This window comes from Streptomyces sp. NRRL S-495 (assembly GCF_000966955.1).
Classification (GTDB): Bacteria; Actinomycetota; Actinomycetes; order Streptomycetales; family Streptomycetaceae; genus Kitasatospora; species Kitasatospora purpeofusca.
Genome location: NZ_JZWY01000765.1, coordinates 1 through 1,743 on the forward strand (window position 1 = coordinate 1; position 1,743 = coordinate 1,743).

A 1,743-nucleotide genomic window follows, 5' to 3' on the forward strand; every position below is an offset into this window, starting at 1 on the left:
GTCCCGCTGGGCGCGGACCACCCGGTCCGCGAGCGTGCCGGCGGCCAGCCGGTCGAACTGCGGCGGCCAGCTCAGCGGGACCGCCGTGAGCAGTGCGGCGAGCAGTGCGAGCACGACGGAGACCGGCCAGGCGATCCGCGCCTCGCGCCGGATCAGGCGCAGTGTCAGCATGTGGGGCTCCCCCCGTCGAAGCGTCCGTCCTGGTGCCTGCCGGCTCGCCCGCCGGTGTGCCCGCCGACGCGCCATCGGGCCGCCCGCTGCCCGTCCGCGTACCGCCCGTCCGCCCTCCGCCGGTCCTCCGCCGGGCTCATCCGTCGTCCCCCGCGCGCAGGGCCCGGACCAGGTCGACCCGGGCCAGCAGCCGGGTGAGGACCAGCACGGCGAGGGTGAGCAGCAGGCCCCCGGCCAGCGCCGTGAGCACGGCGGCGGGCCGGCCCGGGGCGGCGGCCATGGCCGGGAAGACCGGGCGCGCGTAGTCGTCCAGCACGGTGAGCGCCAGCAGCAGGGCCGCCAGCAGCAGGCCCAGCAGCCCTCCGAGCAGCACCGGCAGCACGGTCACCGCCACCTGTTCGGCGCGCAGCAGCGCGGTCAGCTCGGCACGCCGCACGCCCAGCGCGCGCAGTACCGCGAACTCCCGCCGGCGGGAGCGGACCGTGCTCACCGCGTGCAGGGTCAGCGCGGTCACCGCGAAGAGCGGCGCGGTGACCAGGAGCAGCAGCCAGGCGCAGCGCAGTCCGGCCCGGAACGGGTCGTCCGCCAGAGCGGCGGCGATCCGCAGGGCGCTCTGCGGCCGGCCGAACTCGACGTGGCCGTCGACGGCGGCCCAGAGGGCCTCCGGGTCCGAGCCGGCCAGCCACCAGTGGGTGGCGACGGGCGGGGCCGCGCCGGTGAGCGCGCGGTTGGCGGCGAGCGCGCGCAGGTCCAGCAACAGGTGGCCCTGGCCCCGGTCGTAGCCGGGCAGCACGTCGACCTCCCCGGTGATCAGGACCTGTTGGGTACTCCGCCCGTCGCGCTCCCAGTTGAGCGGAAGGGTGTCGCCGACCCTGGCGTTCACCGCGTCGAGCAGCGCGCGGTCGGCGACCACGGGCAGGGTGGGGGGCGTCGGCAGGATCGCGCCCCCCGGCAGGGTGCGGAGCACGGGCGCGCCGCCGGTCACGGGCTGGACCGCGAGCACGGCGTCACCGCCCGCCGGGTCGAGCGGTATCGGCGGCTGGTGCGAGCGCATCACCGTGTGCAGCAGGTCGGCCCCTTCGCTCTGCCAGCTGCAGGCCCCGGCCTGATCGGGGATCTCCTCCGTGCGGCCGCGTTCGGTGCCGGGGCAGCCGAGCGCGGAGGGGGCCGCGAGGACCTTGCCGGAGCGGGCCCAGCCCTGCCCCGGCGGCAGCGCCAGGTCGGTCCGCTCGCCGGCGGCGCCGACGGCCGTGATCCTCGGCAGGCGCAGGTCGAGGGTGGAGCGCAGGGCGACCGTGCCGGGGAAGTGGACACCGAGCCGGCTGAGCGTCAGCGGGCCGGCGCGCCGGTCGCCGCCGGCCAGGGGGAAGGTCAGGGAGTGCTGTCGGCCGTCGGTCGTCAGCGGGGCCGTCAGCTGCTCGGTCAGCCCGTCGGCGTCCTGGATCCACAGCTGCAGGAGCAGGCCGGGTGCCGGGATGGGCAGGTCGGTGCTCGCCTGGACGGTCGCCTCCAGCGCGGCCGGTGCGCCCGGCAGCGCGAGCCCCTGGGCGGGCACGGCGGTCAGGGGGGCCA

At 77.9% G+C, this 1,743-nt stretch carries 1 protein-coding gene; it reads right to left on the reverse strand.

Going from position 1 to position 1,743, the window contains the following annotated elements; translation table 11 throughout:
• Positions 1-307: 307 nt before the first annotated feature.
• Positions 308-1,743, reverse strand: a 1,436-nt coding sequence (locus tag VR45_RS32915; RefSeq protein WP_234326401.1) for an FtsX-like permease family protein, incomplete at its 5' end; no start/stop codon positions are given.